The sequence below is a fragment of the Bacillus sp. 2175 genome, assembly GCF_057812155.1.
In genome coordinates, this window is the sequence record NZ_CM173819.1 from 3,989,533 (window position 1) to 4,002,859 (window position 13,327).

Below are 13,327 nucleotides of genomic sequence, written 5' to 3' on the forward strand. Positions count from 1 at the left end.
TTGATAACGTTTACATTTATATAGATTATTTATGTTATTTATTTCACAATATTGTATGCATGTATATTTAATTAGTTTCATTATAAAGCAACATATCGATAGTAAATATGTGATTTTCCGTCCATTTTGTGAACAAATTAAAAATGAAAGCGTTTCCTTTATTATATACTAAAAAAACTTACTACGCTAGGGGCAATTTTTTTCAATCTACTCTCCCCTCGAAAATTGATATATTTTTTCTTTTCCCATTAAACCTTATACAATTTTCAGAAATTATATTATAAAATATATGTATGACTTAAGGAGGCTTTGTATGAATCAAAATAAAAAAGCTATATTAGATCTTGTCTTTTATCTCGTAATCCCATTCCTCATTTGGAAATTTGCAAAACCTTATATCGATCCTTATTACGCGATGTTACTTTCCTCTGTTCCGGGGATTATTTATACACTGTATACCTTTAAAAAAGAAAAACAGTTTAACGTGACAGGGTTCTTTATTTTAATTACACTCATTTCTAATACAACGGTAGATTTATTATCTGGGTCAGCTGAACGAATGTTGTGGAATGATGCATATTATCACATCGTACTCGGTATTATCGTCATATGTACAATTTTTATAAAGAAACCACTTATGTTATATTTCGCTGCGGATATTGCCGCACTGCAAGGCCATGACCGTGATAAAAGTCGTGAGCTTTATCGTGATAGTCGTATTTATCCAGCACTACAATATTTAACGCTATTTTTCGGTCTACAATTCATATTAAAAAGCTTCTTAAAAATTTATTTCATCTCTGTTTTCGGTGTAGATGGCTATGGTGAAATGAGAGCGATTATGACCGCTGTTGGATGGGGCATTTCCATTTGTATCGGAATTGGATTTGTTTGGGTAAATAATAAAATACATGCCGTTACGGAAGAACAAGAATCCGTGCAGTAAATAAAAATCCCCTAGTGTAATACGACACTAGGGGATTTTTGGTTTGTTAAACATATGACTAAAATTTAACTTGATTTTTTTCTTTTACTTTTTACATTTCGGTAAAACAAAGCAGCACTCAGCGGCATAACACCAAACCACTTATTCATAAATGGCTCTTTTTCAGCACGGCGTTGTTCTTTCTTTTGTTTTCGATCTTCTTTTGGAGCATCCATATACGACACAAACTGCTGCGTCACAAAGCGAACATAATCATTAGTAGACATATTATCATCACCTCTACTTGATTAGTATGTCCACTTTTTTATACATTAATCTTTTCCTTTAATTCATTCATAATTTGCTTTACAGACTTATTTGTCGTATCGATATGAATATGAGCCTCTTCATAATAAGCTCGGCGTGATTCAAATTTCTTTACGAATGCATCTATATCTTTCTTTTGAAATAGTGGACGTGTCGTATCTTCACGAAGCCTTTCTGCAATTACATGCGGATCACAATATAAATACACGACAGTTCCGTTCTCTTTCATCCACTTGCGATTTTCCGCTCGTTCAATAATTCCCCCACCAGTTGTAATAATAACATTATGGACTGGTAGCGCACGTAACATTTCGCTTTCATATTCCCGAAAAGCCATTTCGCCTTCTTCGGCAAAAATTTTTCGAATTGCCTTCTCTTGCTTCTCTTCGATTTTTTGATCAGTATCTACAACATCCATTTGAAGTTCTTTACTTAACGCTTTTCCAATTGTTGTTTTCCCTGCTCCCATGTAGCCGGTTATGTATATAGATTTCATTTCTTGTCCTCTCAATCGTCATTTATTAATTGTTATTATAACGAAAGATGCTACTTTGTTTAATAAAAAAACGTTTTGTTCTTATACTATGAAGAACAAAACGTAACACTCGCTTTTACTTATAAGTGCCTCTTCTCACCCACTGCGTTGCAATCCATTTCTCGCCTTTCGTTACAGGTGCCCCTCCGTGTAACGTAAGCTCGTTTAATGATTGATCTTGATAAAAATACTCAAAGTATACTGCCATTCCCTTTCTAGGGTGTACAGAAAGATTTAATTTTGGGAAGTACGTTTCTCCGCCTTCTTCTACATCATTTAAATACATTACAAGCGTACTAATACGATTGTTAGCAGCTGATCTACTATGTTCCGCAAAATAATCATAGTGTGCTTTATATTGTTGATCCACTTCATAATTTAAAATGTGCAATCCTTCACCATGCGACGCAGGAACATTCATGATAGATGAAATTCGTTTTTCAATCTTTGAAGTAAGTTCATTGTCTTCCAAAAATGCACCGCTACTTGTTCGAATATCATTTACATCACGTGCTGAACCAACTTTAGAACGTTTCATTTTATTTTTAGACATTTCAATTAATTCATCACACTCTTCATCACTTAGTACATTTGCTAATACGACAATAAGAGGTTCTTCGAATTTTGAAATAATGTGTATTTCTCTATCTTCTGTCATAATCGTATTTCCTTTATGATCAAAAATAGTTTGTTCCTTATTTTCACCTATTTGATTGTTGTTTGTCATTTCCCTATTCTCCCTAAAAATAATGATTGGATAGCATGAATATATCATATTCTTTCTACCTTTCTCTTTTTTGAGAAAATTTAAACTTTTAATCATTATATTTATCCATTTCTTCTAAAAAATCAATTCAATTTACAATAGGAAATCCTGGTTTATCTATATATATATTTTACATATTATCCTTCTATCCAATCGACTATTTTCCCATCCTTTTTTCTATACCGAAAACTCACCGTATAGAAAGCTTCCTGTTTGAGTGTACACTGCAAAGCAACGAGAATTAAATCATTTTCAAAGACATAATTTCCACTCGCTTCTCCCTTTTCATACTGAAAGAAAAATGTACCTTCTTTTTCTTTTTGCTGTAAGTCTTTTTTTATATCTGTAATAGATCGGTTAAGTAATTCATCCAATAAAAATTTTTGTTCTATTCCTATATAAAAATTTTTATCTGTAAACAACATATTTGTTTCGTATATAAAAAAAGAAGTTAATAAAATAAGAAAGATAATCGTTCCAGGCATTGTAAATCCCTTTTGCTTTCTCATACGTTTATTCCTATTTCGCTATATCGCATAACTACACCTTCATATATTTTCCCACTAGTATCTTTCACATTTATAATGAGTACATGAGGTGTTAGTTTGTAAGAAACCGTTCCAATATTTTGTAAAACGACTTCCCTCCCGCGCCTATTTACCTTTCTTATAAGACGACTATTCTCTTTTTCATACGATACTTCACTCCCATTACGCGATCGGAATTGTAAAATACTTTCTCCATTTTCAAATGCTAGCTGTTCTCCAGATGATACTTCACGAAACTCCAATTGCATTTGCCCTAAATACACATCCCACTCCCAATCATTTAACCCTTTCGACTGTTTATTTTCCATTTCAATGAAATGTAGGCGGGGAAAGAGCAAAAAAAATATTGATAATAGAAACAGACATACAATCATTTCTATTAATGAAAAACCAAATTCTAATTTATTTTTTCTCCTACATAAAAGCATTGTTCCATCATTCTGTCTTTCACATCTTTCCACATGGTACAAACTTCATTGCCTCCCCAATATGTGTAATACACAATTCCATTTATATTCTTTTCTATTATTCGCTTTTCTTCATTTCCATACATATATATAGCTGCTTCTTTTTTTAATAATCCAGTTGCCTTATAACGAATTTGTATATTTTTTCTTTCTTGCATAACTAATACTGTTTGCGGTAGTAGTAACGATACAGCCATCATTAAAACACTTAACGATACAATCATTTCAGCCATTATGGATCCTTTTTGACATTTCACGATACGTAAATCTCCCTCTTCCAAGCTGAAATACAATTTCATATTTATAATTTCTATACGAAATTATAATCGTACCACCTCTATTAATATTTCCACTTGGGTTATATGTCATCGGATTTGGAAACGTATGCAAATCAATTTGTATATCTTCTTCATACTCTCGCTTGACGATATAATACTTTGTACCTGACTCTTTTATAGCATACATATTTCTATCTTTATGCCAACGTAATGTGTAGTGCTTTTGATGGTTTATCGCTAATTGCTGCATATACAAAATATCATTTGAAAACTGTCTCAAAAATTGTTCAACTTTTTGTCGCTCGTATAAGGAATGAACACTAAAATACGTAACTATACTTAATACAGAAATAACAAATAAAACGAGTAACATTTCTAAAAAAGTAAACCCTTGTTGTTTCACAATGCCCTAATTGATACTGTGCCATCATCTGATATATGAATAGATTCGCCATTCGGACACTTATCAGTTGTAATATACTTTTCATCTGCCAGTTCTTTTAACGATGGAATTTTATTATGTTGTAATTGATATACTTGTATTTGCGCTTCTATAGATTTCACGTAAGCTGCACACCCTTTTCCTTGGACCGATGAACGCTGTGTAACTACATTTGGAATAATTAATAGTAATAATATAGTTATGACAACCATTACTAATAGCATCTCTAACAGAGTAAATCCTTCCTCATTCTGCATACAAATGCCCCCTAAATAGAATTCATCATTTGAAACATCGGCATAATCATCGCTAAATACATAAGGACAACGATTCCTCCAATACATGTAAATAAAATAGGCTGAATGATAACTAACATATGTTTAATTTTTCGTTCTATCTTTTCCATAATAAGATCGCTATAGTCACCTAATTCAATCCCTAAATTGCCATTTGCTTGTCCATGCGTAATAACATAAGAAAGTTCTTTCTCGTAATACCCACTTTTAGCAATGATAGATTGTAACTGTTCTCCTCCAATTAATTGTCTTTCAATCCGATTCGCTTCATATTGAAAGAACGGATGATATCTTTGCTCCATCATTATTGTTAAAGCTTCGCATACTGATAGTCCACCATTTAATAAACCACTCAACTGAGTAGCAAAATAATGTGAATGCTTTAAAATAAGAAATGTTTTGATGAGAGGAATACGAAGCATGATTTTTACCTGTCTAATATGTGGAAGTTTCCTAAAATACAACATGTATAAACTACATCCAATAATAACAGTTAAAATAGCGGTTAAAATAATGTATGGTAGCAGTTTTATTGCACTTAAAATTTGTTCTGTAAGTAGTGGTGTATTAGAACCGAACGAACTATAAACCATTTCAACCTGAGGTAATAAAATGAGGTTAAAAATAAAAAGCATGATTAGTAGAAAAAACATCAAGAACATAGGATACTGCATTATTTTCATCATGTCTCTCCTATACTTATCTTTCTTATAAAGAAGTACACTTCCTTGTTGCAAAGCAAAAGAAATATCACCATGTTGCTCGGCATAAAATAGATAACTTAACATGTCCTGATGAAACTTTAACTGATGAAAAGAATCGTGTAGACTTTTCCCATCTTTTAACCCCTCAATCATGCGCTGCAATTGTACTTTCTTTTCTACAGGTAATTGAAACTGTAAAAATTCTAATGCTTGTAAAAGAGAGTAGCCTTTTTCTAATAATTCTCCTAAACGTTTCAACAATACTACTTGATCACTTAAACTCCAAGTTTTCTTAAACATAAACATCTTCTTCTAAAAAACCTAAAGCATATCCTTTTCGTATTGACGATTCTAAAGTCTCATGTTTGTAAGTAACACATTCTCCATCTGCTTCTTTAAGTGCTTGTTTTAACTCATGTCCATATAGTAGCTCATAAATGCTTGCTTGCCTTACTTGCCTCATTGATTTACATAAAGTTGAGCACTTTCCTCTGCAAAACGGACACTTCAATTCGACAAGTCGCTGTGCAGCTACAGCCAATAAAGACTGTTCAATCTCTTGCCTCGTTATACCATAATCCATGAAACGAATGATTGCTCCTTTCGCATCATTCGTATGCAGCGTTGTCATTACTAAATGTCCTGTCAAACTTGCTCTTATAGCTATTTTTGCTGTTTCCTCATCCCGGATTTCACCGACTAAAATAATATCTGGATCATGACGTAAAATAGCCTTTAATCCTGTTTCATATGTGAGACCCGCTTTTTCATTTATTTGAATTTGTAATACATCGTCACTTCTTTTTTCAACCGGATCTTCAAGTGTAATGATGCGACGTGTTTTCTTTTTTCTAATTACTTCTAATAATGCATACATTGTCGTCGTCTTCCCAGATCCAGTCGGTCCAGTAAACACGAGTAACCCCTGTGAATAGCGTAAAAACGAGAGTAGTTTTGCTGCCGTACTTGGAAATAACGAAAGATGTGATAAGGGCTGAACAGATGCTTGTAAATGAAGGCGAATAACGAGACTTTCTTGATATACTGTTGGAAGTGTTGAAAGGCGTAAATACACTTCTTGTCCATCAATTTGCAAATACAACGAACCATTCTGTGGCTTCCGTTTCTCTCCTATGTCCATAGATGCTAAAAATTTGAAATGTGAGACGAGTTTTTCTCCAAACTCCTTTTCAATACACTGTCTCGTCATTAAATCTTTTCCTATACGTAGTTGCACTGCTACATCCTTCTGCCGGGGCACAATATGTAAATCTGACGCTTGTACCCTACACGCTTCTTTTAAAATTGTATTCGCAAAAATTTCAATCCCATTCATCACTTTTCCCTCCTCACTATGTATATAGCATGAAAACATGCGCAATAAAAATTTGGACTTTTGTATTTTCAATAGAGGGAAAAGGAAAAATATGTTTGTGAAATTATGAACAATTTCCGAATTATTGTCTGAAATTACCTATAATAATGTTTATCTGTATTATAATGTTATTATCTTGGATAAAGTGATAAAGGTGGAGATCCTCATGGAACAAGCTTTAAAAATTACAGGTGTATTATCTGACCCAACTCGTTATTACATTTATAAATATATTTCGCAAAAACATAGTTACGTAACGGTACAAGAAATTGCAGATGAATTCGATATTCATCCAAACGTAGCGCGTTTACATTTATCTAAATTAGAAGATGTTCATATGCTAAAATCGGAAACGAAGAAAACTGGAAAAGGCGGAAGACCGAGCAGATTATATGTCTTATCTGAAGATGTTATCCAATTACAATTTCCATTCCGTGATTATCAATTGTTAGCAAGAATCGCATTTAATTCTTTACTTAGCCTTGGCGCTGCTGGTGAGAAAGCGCTATACGAAACAGGAAAACAATTCGGAGCTGAATTAATGCAACAACATATGCAACGTTTAAATGTGAGTGAAGATGCTTTAACAGTGGAACAAAAAGTTCAAATTGCAAAAGAAGCTTTCTCAACAGCTGGCTTATCACCTGCATTTGAATTAAGTGCAGATGGAACAAAAATTTTCTATGATGTACACAATTGTCCATTTAAAGAAGTTGCTGTTCATCATCCAACTGAAATTTGTAACATGCACGGAGATATGATGAAAGGAATTTTTGAAATCCTATTCCCTAACATGGAATTAACTCGAAATGATAGTCTATTAGATGGATGTAAATCTTGTAATTATAAACTAACAATTTAATTTCTCACATAAAAAGAAGCCAATAATAATTGGCTTCTTTTTATGTGAATGAATATTTACAATAGTAAGAAAAATAAACTATAATGAGGTGAGGTTTACTTTTTTTAGAAAAGGAGGGAGATGGCATGGAGCGCATGTTTCGCGTTCTCGGCTTTTGGACTGGAATTTTCTCGGTTATGTTTTACGTAGGGGATATGCAACAGACCGCACTACTATTTTTAGGACAAACAGGTTTCTTCGTACTTTTAAGCTATTTAAAATTAACAGAGCGTATGTATATATACGTATTTGGGGCATATTTAACTGTTTTCTTCATAGGATTTACATACTACACGACGTTTTTACTTGTCCCTGGGGCTGGACATTAAAAGATGGCATTTTGCCATCTTTTTTTAATTCCGGAATTTCCTAGTTGACTTATGGGTTTTATTGCCTTATATTCTATATAACAGATTGGAATTAGGGGGAATCAACATGAATACACTGCTTGTCGGAATTAACGTTGCAGTCATGCTCATTTTAGTTGGCGTATTATATTATATGCAACGTAAGCATGTATCTTTTAATAAACGTGTATTTACTGCTTTAGGAGTCGGAATTATATTCGGTCTTATATTACAATTTATTTATGAACCAACTTCTAAAATAATTATTGAATCAAATACTTGGTTTGGCTTAATCGGTAACGGTTATGTGAAATTACTTCAAATGATCGTTATGCCACTTATTTTAGTATCTATTATTTCAGCCTTTACAAAATTACAGTTAACGAAAAACCTTGGTAAAATCAGTGGTCTTATTATCGGAATTTTAATTCTTACTACAGGAATCGCTGCAGCTGTCGGTATCGCTGCAAGTGCAGGATTTGATGTATCTGCAGCAGGCTTGCAACAAGGTGATGCAGAATCTGCTCGTCTGAAACTAGTTGAAGAAAGATTTACTTCTATTGAAAAGACAACAATTCCAGATAAATTATTAGAGCTATTGCCTACAAATCCGTTTCTTGATTTAACAGGCGCTCGTCCAACATCAACAATTTCTGTCGTAATATTTGCAGCCTTTATCGGCATTGCCTTTATAGGTGTAAAACGAAAATATCCAGAACAAGCAGAACTATTTAAGAAAATGCTTGATGCTGTATATGCAATCGTAATGCGTATGGTAACATTAATTTTACGCCTTACTCCATACGGCGTATTAGCTCTTATGGCAAAAACAGTTGCTGGTAGCGATATAAATGCTATTTTAAAACTTGGTAACTTCGTGTTAGCCTCTTACGTAGCACTTATCGTAATGTTTATCATTCACTTATTATTAATTGCATTGTCTGGTTTAAATCCAATTCAATATTTGAAAAAAGTGTTCCCTGTACTAACTTTTGCATTCACATCTCGCTCTAGTGCTGGTGCGATGCCATTAAATATTGAAGCTCAAAAAGAAAAGCTTGGTATTTCCGAAGGAATTGCAAACTTCGCAGCTTCATTTGGGGTATCTATCGGACAAAACGGTTGCGCAGGTATTTATCCAGCAATGCTTGCAATGATGGTCGCTCCAACTGTAGGAATTGATCCATTACAACCACAATTTATTTTAACTTTAATCGCTGTTATCGCTATTAGCTCATTCGGTGTTGCCGGAGTTGGTGGCGGCGCAACATTCGCAGCTTTAATCGTACTATCTACAATGAACTTACCAATCGGTATTGTTGCTCTAGTTATCTCGGTTGAGCCATTAATCGATATGGGGCGTACAGCTCTTAACGTAAGTGGTTCTATGACAGCAGGTCTTATTTCAAGTAAATGGCTTGGTGAATTAGATCAAGATACGTACAATCAAGATGATACAAAAACTGGTGAAATTGCTTCATAATGAAAAAAAGACGCTAACATACAATTGTTAGCGTCTTTTTTATTCCGTTCCCTCTTTATAGATTTTATCTTGAGAATTCTTACTCCAAGTATTCTTCTAGTTGCTCTTTTAACTCCTCCTCAATCTCATAACAAGATTCATCAACAAGTTCCCCTACTTTCTTACTCCCAAAAATGTTTGATTGAATTGACATTCCTAAAAAGATTCTTTCGCATTTCCAAATTGGAATATAGTGAAATTCAATCATCTCTTTTTCTTCATCTAATATAGCTATGGCAACTGATGAATAATAGCCCACCTCAAAGGGATTCTCTTTTTCTCTTGCAAATCCCATATCTAATTCCATGTGTTTTTCTATGTATAAATGCGCATACTCTTTATGCAGTTTAAGTAATATTCGCTCTATTTCCTTCTCCATACATTGAATGTTCTCTTTTAACTCCAACGTAAACTCCTGTTCTTTATATTTCATTTTCGCCTCCTGAAACATAGAAAAAGAGAATATGATAACATATCCTCTTTCCTCAAATATATTTCATTATCTCACAGCCCGTCCTTTTCACAAATAACCATTTTGTTCGCACCATTTATGAAATTGTCCTACGTCTACTCCAACTAACACGATATCCTTTAGCTCTACATCAATGATTTGTTCTCCAATTACAATAGCAAACTGCGATGCTAATTTTGTCTCGTTTTTCTTTACAATTCCAATTCGGTTCCGATGCGGTCCATCTTTTATATATGCTTTTTGTCCTACAATATCAAAGTTCAAAATTCTCACCTCTTTTACTGCGCTCAAATTGGAAATACGATCTCCACCTCGGAAAATTTCCTTTCATTGCACTATTTCTCTATATATATGACGAAACAATAAAAGAGTCCTTCCTTCTTTACAATTATTTTTTCTTTGTTTCATTTTTGTGATTGAAACGTAAAGTTTATAATAAAACACACTTGGAAGCGCTTTCTATGTAATTTTTTATGTTATAATATATAAGTAGAACTTCGTAAAGAGGGTTAAAAAATGAATACAAAAATGATTAAAAAAGTAATTGAAGCATTAAAAGTATATGGCTTTCAGGATGTATCATTCTGTGACAAAACGAAGCAATTTTTATTTCATAACGAAACCGATATTATGAGCGGCTATGCAGAAATAACATATAGTAGTCAATTTGAAAAATTCAACGTACAAATTCATCCAATTGAAACGCATCACCAAGCAGAGTTACAAGAGATTGAAAGACATATACAAGCTTGTATAAGAAAAGTGGAATATTTAAACGCACTTCTTACCGGGCAGACAAAACTAGATGATAAAATTATTATTATGTAAAAAAAGAACGTGATCCAATCACGTTCTTTTTTCATTATACGTTCATCTTTTCCTTTAGTTGTAATCCTGTAACAGATTCTAATACATCCATCGATTCTCCAAATGTCATATCAAAAATTGTCTTGTCCTCTATGTATGGAAACTGTCTGAAACGCTTTTCTAACACCTTCACAGCATCTGATGTAAAGTTTGCACTATCAATGCCAAATTCTGTTTCAAGAAGAACGATCCAATCTAGCACATGAAAACCTAATCCATTGACGAATGAAATAAGTTTTTCTTCTGGGTTTGAAGATAAGAATACTTGGCGTTCTATCTCACTAAAAAGTTCTTCTCCTAAGATTTCAGCTAACTCATCATCATGTTCACGTTCAACAAGTTCTTCGTAGCCGTAATCATCCACAAGCTCTTCTACTTCTTCACTATCCTGACAAAGCAATTGACTAAGAAGTGCCTCTTTCTTAAATTCACTATTTTGTACGACTTCTAAAAAGCTCGTTTCCCATCCATTTTCTAATTTCATATTATGTACTCCTTTATATACGTTTCTTATCATCACTGTACCCAAAAGATCACTTTTATAACCTTTTAGGTAGTTACTATTATTTCACATGATTCATAACAAAAGATGCAAACTCAGCTACATCTCCTTCAAAAATATTTATTTCTGGCAAGTGATAGAACGTTGTTTGGAGCGGGTTTCCTGCATGATATACATATATCGTTTTCTCTAGTGCAATCGCCATTCCAAACTCTGTATGGCTCCCGTTTCCGCCATCTAATATAAGTAAAAATACATCCGCTTCTTTTACAGCATTTCGTTCTGCCTGACCAATTTCTCTTAATTGTTCTTCATTCGCTGCTCTTTCATTTTTGGTCCAATCATATGTATGGTGCCATCCTGCATGTTTCAGTTCATTTGCTACGGAATGTACAAGATGTTTATTTTGGAAACCTGAGGCGATATAAAAATTCATTTATATACACTCCTTCATTGTGTATGGGGAAACTCCTTTTTAGCGTTATTTGTTATAGCTATAATAAAGAACAATTTCAAAAAAAATCCCCATCTTTAAAACTTATTTGCGTTTAAATGATGGGATGCTTCATGGTCTTCTTTTATTTTTTGTTTTTTATAACTTTCATCAGCTAACATTTCTAGTTCAGCTGTTATCTCTGACTTTTCAAGCTCTCTTTCTTGCGAAAATTTCCTTGAAATATAAACAATAACACTACCAACGTACAACACAAAGCATATAATAAGTGCAGTATTTTCATAGAGACTTAGCTCCAACACAGTCACTCCTAATCCATTCGTATTTTCACGCCTCATTAATTGGAATTTCCCTATTAACCCATTTGTTATCCCGCTATTTGAGGGCAGTAAGACTACCTCCTCAAAATTTAGTAACAGTAAAGAAGTTAGATGTGGGATGAACCCAACTGATTAAAGTTTCACTTTATTGTAACATAAAAATATCAATTCTTGGAATCTTTCACCCTACTAAAAGAGGCATGATTGTTTCATCATGCCTCTGAAATATTTTGAATGATTGTTTTAATTGCTTCTTTTCCATTATATTTTTTTAGTGCTGTTTTATACTTCTCATTATTTTGATTCAATTCTTCGACATACTTTATAAGAGATTTTACAGTTACATCTTCTTCATATAATACGGAGGCATACCCTTGCCTTTCAAAGGACTCTGCATTTAATATTTGATCTCCACGGCTTGCAAATTTCGATAATGGAATTAAAACCATCGGCTTTTGTAATGTTAAAAATTCAAAAATTGCGTTGGAGCCCGCGCGTGAAATAACAAAATCTGTTACCGCTAATATATCTGGCAGTTCTCCATGTACATATTCAAATTGTCTATATCCTTCTTTATTTTGTAAACTTTCATCAAGGTTACCTTTTCCGCAAAGGTGAACAATTTGATATTTTTTAAGAAGTTCTGGTAATGCTTCTCGAGCCGTATCATTAATTTTTTTCGCGCCCAAGCTGCCTCCCATAATCGTAATAACTGGCTTTTTACGTGAAAAACCTAAAAACGCTAAACCTTTTTCACGATTTCCCTTCAGCACTTCTTCACGTACAGGAGATCCCGTATATATTACTTTTTCTTTCGGTAAATGTTTCGCTGCTTCTTCAAATGTAACAAATATTTTCGAAGCAAAACGAAGCGCAATTTTATTTGCTAGTCCTGGTGTCATATCAGATTCATGTAATAAAACTGGTACTCTATTTAGCCATCCTCCAATTACGACTGGTACAGATACGAAACCGCCTTTTGAAAAAATTACATCTGGTTTTAGTTTTCGAATCCTTACATACGCATCCATAACACCCTTCATTACAAGAAAAGGATCTTTTATATTTTTCAAATCAAAATAACGACGTAGCTTTCCACTCGAAATACTATAGTAGGGAATGCCTTCCTTTTCTATAATCGTTTTCTCAATACCTTGATGAGAACCAATATAAGAGATATCCCAGTTGTCTTCCTGTAAATATGGGATAATGGCTAAATTAGGTGTTACATGTCCTGCCGAACCGCCACCTGTAAAGACTATTTTCTTCATACGTCTCC

22 protein-coding genes are annotated in these 13,327 nt (G+C 33.5%); 6 read left to right on the plus strand and 16 right to left on the minus strand.

Features of this window, described 5'->3' with window-relative positions:
• Nucleotides 1–55: 55 nt before the first annotated feature.
• Both ACXKY9_RS20640 and ACXKY9_RS20645 read left to right on the plus strand, forming a co-directional pair.
• On the plus strand, nucleotides 56–172 hold the full coding sequence (locus ACXKY9_RS20640) for a hypothetical protein (RefSeq protein ID WP_001987222.1): 117 nt from the start codon (nucleotides 56–58) through the stop codon (nucleotides 170–172).
• A 141-nt stretch (nucleotides 173–313) separates the two neighbouring features.
• Nucleotides 314–946 (plus strand): VC0807 family protein, encoded by a 633-nt coding sequence (locus tag ACXKY9_RS20645; protein ID WP_001073111.1) that lies wholly within the window; start codon nucleotides 314–316, stop codon nucleotides 944–946.
• Nucleotides 947–1,011: 65 nt separating this feature from the next.
• Here the strand turns inward: ACXKY9_RS20645 and ACXKY9_RS20650 are convergent, their stop codons facing one another.
• The 10 genes from ACXKY9_RS20650 to comGA form a co-directional block, all read right to left on the minus strand.
• Nucleotides 1,012–1,212, minus strand: coding sequence for a YqzE family protein (locus ACXKY9_RS20650; RefSeq protein WP_000106083.1), 201 nt, complete (start codon nucleotides 1,210–1,212; stop codon nucleotides 1,012–1,014).
• 38 nt (nucleotides 1,213–1,250) lie between these two features.
• Complete coding sequence (locus ACXKY9_RS20655) at nucleotides 1,251–1,748, minus strand: shikimate kinase (protein WP_000836650.1); 498 nt, start codon at nucleotides 1,746–1,748, stop codon at nucleotides 1,251–1,253.
• A 115-nt stretch (nucleotides 1,749–1,863) separates the two neighbouring features.
• Complete coding sequence (locus ACXKY9_RS20660; protein ID WP_000183862.1) at nucleotides 1,864–2,514, minus strand: 2OG-Fe(II) oxygenase; 651 nt, start codon at nucleotides 2,512–2,514, stop codon at nucleotides 1,864–1,866.
• Between the two features lie 176 nt (nucleotides 2,515–2,690).
• A complete protein-coding gene (comGG, locus tag ACXKY9_RS20665; protein WP_001231273.1) occupies nucleotides 2,691–3,062 on the minus strand; it encodes a competence type IV pilus minor pilin ComGG in 372 nt (123 codons plus the stop codon).
• Nucleotides 3,059–3,529, minus strand: a complete 471-nt coding sequence (comGF, locus tag ACXKY9_RS20670) for a competence type IV pilus minor pilin ComGF (RefSeq protein ID WP_000923099.1) — start codon at nucleotides 3,527–3,529, stop codon at nucleotides 3,059–3,061. The genes comGG and comGF overlap by 4 nt, the downstream gene beginning before the upstream one ends.
• Nucleotides 3,499–3,801: a hypothetical protein gene (locus ACXKY9_RS20675; protein WP_000829473.1), complete on the minus strand. Its 303-nt coding sequence runs from the start codon at nucleotides 3,799–3,801 to the stop codon at nucleotides 3,499–3,501. The genes comGF and ACXKY9_RS20675 overlap by 31 nt, the downstream gene beginning before the upstream one ends.
• On the minus strand, nucleotides 3,794–4,249 hold the full coding sequence (comGD, locus tag ACXKY9_RS20680; protein WP_000813142.1) for a competence type IV pilus minor pilin ComGD: 456 nt from the start codon (nucleotides 4,247–4,249) through the stop codon (nucleotides 3,794–3,796). Before comGD ends, ACXKY9_RS20675 begins: the two co-directional genes overlap by 8 nt.
• Nucleotides 4,246–4,545, minus strand: a complete 300-nt coding sequence (gene comGC / locus ACXKY9_RS20685) for a competence type IV pilus major pilin ComGC (RefSeq protein ID WP_001178686.1) — start codon at nucleotides 4,543–4,545, stop codon at nucleotides 4,246–4,248. Before comGC ends, comGD begins: the two co-directional genes overlap by 4 nt.
• Nucleotides 4,546–4,556: 11 nt before the next feature.
• The gene (comGB, locus tag ACXKY9_RS20690; protein WP_000475193.1) at nucleotides 4,557–5,588 is read right to left on the minus strand and encodes a competence type IV pilus assembly protein ComGB; all 1,032 of its coding nucleotides are present in this window, start codon (nucleotides 5,586–5,588) and stop codon (nucleotides 4,557–4,559) included.
• Nucleotides 5,581–6,624 carry a competence type IV pilus ATPase ComGA gene (gene comGA / locus ACXKY9_RS20695; protein WP_001013180.1) on the minus strand — a complete coding sequence of 348 codons (1,044 nt, stop codon included), beginning with the start codon at nucleotides 6,622–6,624 and terminating at the stop codon, nucleotides 5,581–5,583. The genes comGB and comGA overlap by 8 nt, the downstream gene beginning before the upstream one ends.
• 205 nt (nucleotides 6,625–6,829) lie before the next feature.
• On the opposite strand from comGA, the gene ACXKY9_RS20700 reads away from it, so the two are divergent.
• The 3 genes from ACXKY9_RS20700 to ACXKY9_RS20710 all read left to right on the plus strand — a co-directional run bounded on the left by ACXKY9_RS20700 (nucleotide 6,830) and on the right by ACXKY9_RS20710 (nucleotide 9,394).
• Entirely contained in the window at nucleotides 6,830–7,525 is a 696-nt protein-coding gene (locus ACXKY9_RS20700; protein WP_000434125.1) for a helix-turn-helix transcriptional regulator, read from the plus strand.
• Nucleotides 7,526–7,650: 125 nt separating this feature from the next.
• On the plus strand, nucleotides 7,651–7,893 hold the full coding sequence (locus tag ACXKY9_RS20705) for a DUF2626 domain-containing protein (protein WP_000440721.1): 243 nt from the start codon (nucleotides 7,651–7,653) through the stop codon (nucleotides 7,891–7,893).
• A 106-nt stretch (nucleotides 7,894–7,999) separates the two neighbouring features.
• On the plus strand, nucleotides 8,000–9,394 hold the full coding sequence (locus ACXKY9_RS20710; protein ID WP_001094330.1) for an L-cystine transporter: 1,395 nt from the start codon (nucleotides 8,000–8,002) through the stop codon (nucleotides 9,392–9,394).
• Nucleotides 9,395–9,473: 79 nt separating this feature from the next.
• Here the strand turns inward: ACXKY9_RS20710 and ACXKY9_RS20715 are convergent, their stop codons facing one another.
• Together ACXKY9_RS20715 and ACXKY9_RS20720 are read right to left on the minus strand one after the other, a co-directional pair.
• A complete protein-coding gene (locus ACXKY9_RS20715) occupies nucleotides 9,474–9,866 on the minus strand; it encodes a hypothetical protein (RefSeq protein WP_000875388.1) in 393 nt (130 codons plus the stop codon).
• An 87-nt stretch (nucleotides 9,867–9,953) separates the two neighbouring features.
• Nucleotides 9,954–10,169: a DUF3912 family protein gene (locus ACXKY9_RS20720; protein ID WP_001008326.1), complete on the minus strand. Its 216-nt coding sequence runs from the start codon at nucleotides 10,167–10,169 to the stop codon at nucleotides 9,954–9,956.
• A gap of 252 nt (nucleotides 10,170–10,421) precedes the next feature.
• Here ACXKY9_RS20720 and ACXKY9_RS20725 point away from each other — a divergent pair, with 252 nt between their 5' ends.
• Nucleotides 10,422–10,733 (plus strand): hypothetical protein, encoded by a 312-nt coding sequence (locus ACXKY9_RS20725; protein ID WP_001093237.1) that lies wholly within the window; start codon nucleotides 10,422–10,424, stop codon nucleotides 10,731–10,733.
• Between the two features lie 34 nt (nucleotides 10,734–10,767).
• Here the strand turns inward: ACXKY9_RS20725 and ACXKY9_RS20730 are convergent, their stop codons facing one another.
• From ACXKY9_RS20730 to murG, 4 genes are all read right to left on the minus strand, one after another.
• Nucleotides 10,768–11,256 carry a hypothetical protein gene (locus ACXKY9_RS20730; RefSeq protein ID WP_000764261.1) on the minus strand — a complete coding sequence of 163 codons (489 nt, stop codon included), beginning with the start codon at nucleotides 11,254–11,256 and terminating at the stop codon, nucleotides 10,768–10,770.
• A 79-nt stretch (nucleotides 11,257–11,335) separates the two neighbouring features.
• Entirely contained in the window at nucleotides 11,336–11,710 is a 375-nt protein-coding gene (locus ACXKY9_RS20735) for a nucleoside 2-deoxyribosyltransferase (RefSeq protein ID WP_001012333.1), read from the minus strand.
• A gap of 95 nt (nucleotides 11,711–11,805) precedes the next feature.
• Nucleotides 11,806–12,066: a DUF3966 domain-containing protein gene (locus ACXKY9_RS20740; RefSeq protein ID WP_001250699.1), complete on the minus strand. Its 261-nt coding sequence runs from the start codon at nucleotides 12,064–12,066 to the stop codon at nucleotides 11,806–11,808.
• A gap of 194 nt (nucleotides 12,067–12,260) precedes the next feature.
• The gene (murG, locus tag ACXKY9_RS20745) at nucleotides 12,261–13,319 is read right to left on the minus strand and encodes an undecaprenyldiphospho-muramoylpentapeptide beta-N-acetylglucosaminyltransferase (protein ID WP_000724777.1); all 1,059 of its coding nucleotides are present in this window, start codon (nucleotides 13,317–13,319) and stop codon (nucleotides 12,261–12,263) included.
• Between the last annotated feature and the right edge of the window lie 8 nt (nucleotides 13,320–13,327).

Excerpts from the sequence above, each read along its gene's own strand:
- comGA (WP_001013180.1), bottom strand. The coding sequence starts at position 6,624 with ATGAATGGGATTGAAATTTTTGCGAATACAATTTTAAAAGAAGCGTGT.
- murG (WP_000724777.1), bottom strand. The coding sequence starts at position 13,319 with ATGAAGAAAATAGTCTTTACAGGTGGCGGTTCGGCAGGACATGTAACA.
- ACXKY9_RS20640 (WP_001987222.1), top strand. The coding sequence starts at position 56 with ATGCATGTATATTTAATTAGTTTCATTATAAAGCAACATATCGATAGT.
- comGB (WP_000475193.1), bottom strand. The coding sequence starts at position 5,588 with ATGTTTAAGAAAACTTGGAGTTTAAGTGATCAAGTAGTATTGTTGAAA.
- ACXKY9_RS20740 (WP_001250699.1), bottom strand. The coding sequence starts at position 12,066 with ATGAGGCGTGAAAATACGAATGGATTAGGAGTGACTGTGTTGGAGCTA.
- ACXKY9_RS20675 (WP_000829473.1), bottom strand. The coding sequence starts at position 3,801 with ATGGCTGAAATGATTGTATCGTTAAGTGTTTTAATGATGGCTGTATCG.
- ACXKY9_RS20660 (WP_000183862.1), bottom strand. The coding sequence starts at position 2,514 with ATGACAAACAACAATCAAATAGGTGAAAATAAGGAACAAACTATTTTT.
- ACXKY9_RS20700 (WP_000434125.1), top strand. The coding sequence starts at position 6,830 with ATGGAACAAGCTTTAAAAATTACAGGTGTATTATCTGACCCAACTCGT.
- ACXKY9_RS20715 (WP_000875388.1), bottom strand. The coding sequence starts at position 9,866 with ATGAAATATAAAGAACAGGAGTTTACGTTGGAGTTAAAAGAGAACATT.
- ACXKY9_RS20655 (WP_000836650.1), bottom strand. The coding sequence starts at position 1,748 with ATGAAATCTATATACATAACCGGCTACATGGGAGCAGGGAAAACAACA.
- ACXKY9_RS20645 (WP_001073111.1), top strand. The coding sequence starts at position 314 with ATGAATCAAAATAAAAAAGCTATATTAGATCTTGTCTTTTATCTCGTA.
- ACXKY9_RS20650 (WP_000106083.1), bottom strand. The coding sequence starts at position 1,212 with ATGTCTACTAATGATTATGTTCGCTTTGTGACGCAGCAGTTTGTGTCG.
- comGC (WP_001178686.1), bottom strand. The coding sequence starts at position 4,545 with ATGCAGAATGAGGAAGGATTTACTCTGTTAGAGATGCTATTAGTAATG.
- comGF (WP_000923099.1), bottom strand. The coding sequence starts at position 3,529 with ATGCTTTTATGTAGGAGAAAAAATAAATTAGAATTTGGTTTTTCATTA.
- comGG (WP_001231273.1), bottom strand. The coding sequence starts at position 3,062 with ATGAGAAAGCAAAAGGGATTTACAATGCCTGGAACGATTATCTTTCTT.
- ACXKY9_RS20725 (WP_001093237.1), top strand. The coding sequence starts at position 10,422 with ATGAATACAAAAATGATTAAAAAAGTAATTGAAGCATTAAAAGTATAT.
- ACXKY9_RS20735 (WP_001012333.1), bottom strand. The coding sequence starts at position 11,710 with ATGAATTTTTATATCGCCTCAGGTTTCCAAAATAAACATCTTGTACAT.
- ACXKY9_RS20710 (WP_001094330.1), top strand. The coding sequence starts at position 8,000 with ATGAATACACTGCTTGTCGGAATTAACGTTGCAGTCATGCTCATTTTA.
- ACXKY9_RS20730 (WP_000764261.1), bottom strand. The coding sequence starts at position 11,256 with ATGAAATTAGAAAATGGATGGGAAACGAGCTTTTTAGAAGTCGTACAA.
- ACXKY9_RS20705 (WP_000440721.1), top strand. The coding sequence starts at position 7,651 with ATGGAGCGCATGTTTCGCGTTCTCGGCTTTTGGACTGGAATTTTCTCG.